The sequence below is a fragment of the Mesorhizobium sp. B1-1-5 genome, from assembly GCF_006443065.1.
GTDB lineage: Bacteria > Pseudomonadota > Alphaproteobacteria > Rhizobiales > Rhizobiaceae > Mesorhizobium.
Map to the genome: position 1 here is coordinate 1 of NZ_VFWS01000566.1, position 1,127 is coordinate 1,127.

Sequence of the window (1,127 nt, forward strand, 5' to 3'; positions counted from 1 at the left end):
GCACATGTCGGATCCAGGATCTCGGCGACGAGCTCCGGATTCACGGCCCCGCCGTTTCCGACGCGGCAGTGCGAGCGATGATCGAAAAAGCCGTGGCGGAGTGGGGCAGCGAGATCGAAGTTTTCGGCGACCGCACTTTCAAGGATGCCGCCTGGATCGAGGCCCAGCGCCAAGGCGTCACGGTTTACGATCAGGGGACGGGCGAGCTTTACCAGCCGTCCGAGGATGTCCGGAGGAGTTTCGAGGCCGACCGCAGCCGCGCCCGCTCCGAGGGCGACGAGCTCAATGCCATCAAGAATCACAAGGCCGTCGCGGCTCTCGTTTTGGAAGCCGCCGCCGGCGACAAGGCAGCGCTCACGAAACTGGAAACGAATGACATGGAACTGTCCGATTTCGTGACTCTGCACTTGGATGACGAGCAGCGCGGCAAGCTGGTCGGGCAGCCAGAGGCCGATGTCGTCGCCGCTCTCCCGGAATTCCGCCGTTTCGGAAAGTCCGCCCGCGAGCGTGAGAACGAGAAGCGCAAGGACGCGCCAGAGCGGGAGAACGTCTTTGACGTCGATCCCGAAGACCTCGCCGAAGGGCGCGACCACGACCACGCGCGGGTGCCAAGATGAACGTCGTCGCGCCCGGAGTGGACGACATGGCGAACGCGCTGCGGCGCTACGTCGTCGCTCGTGCGCACGGGCGATCGTATCCCGAATATGCCCGTTATAATTCCTTCATTGCCTGCTGGGTAGCGAGCGATGAACCGGAAGCCGCCGGCCGTTGCGAGGGTCGACGCTTTCGTCGGGTTCGTCGCCCCGGCCTGCCTTGGTGCCGCTGGCTTGGCGGCGAAACCACTATATCCGCCGATCACGCCCTACAGGCATTTTTCGAGCTTCAGGCGAGCGAAGCCCACGACTGGAATCGCCTCCTGAAAGAAGTCTCCCGCGACCGACGCCGAGCGCTGCGCGACTGGAAGCGCAGCGGCCGAGAAATCCTCGCCCTCCTTCGCATGCAGGAAACCCATGGTCCCGATGTCCAGATGTCAACGGGCCTCGCTGCGGAATTCAGGATGCCCGGTAAAGGGATGCGGAGCCTGAGAAAGGTGTAAGGCGTTGTCGGATACGGACAGGTGCACATCC

General features: G+C 63.7%; 2 protein-coding genes. Both read left to right on the forward strand.

The window, feature by feature from the left end; translation table 11 throughout:
• Positions 1–11 precede the first annotated feature (11 nt).
• Entirely contained in the window at positions 12–617 is a 606-nt protein-coding gene (locus FJ980_RS33330) for an LPD7 domain-containing protein (RefSeq protein WP_281406364.1), read from the forward strand.
• Positions 614–1,096: a hypothetical protein gene (locus tag FJ980_RS33335; RefSeq protein WP_140547639.1), complete on the forward strand. Its 483-nt coding sequence runs from the start codon at positions 614–616 to the stop codon at positions 1,094–1,096. The genes FJ980_RS33330 and FJ980_RS33335 overlap by 4 nt, the downstream gene beginning before the upstream one ends.
• The last annotated feature ends 31 nt before the right edge of the window (positions 1,097–1,127 follow it).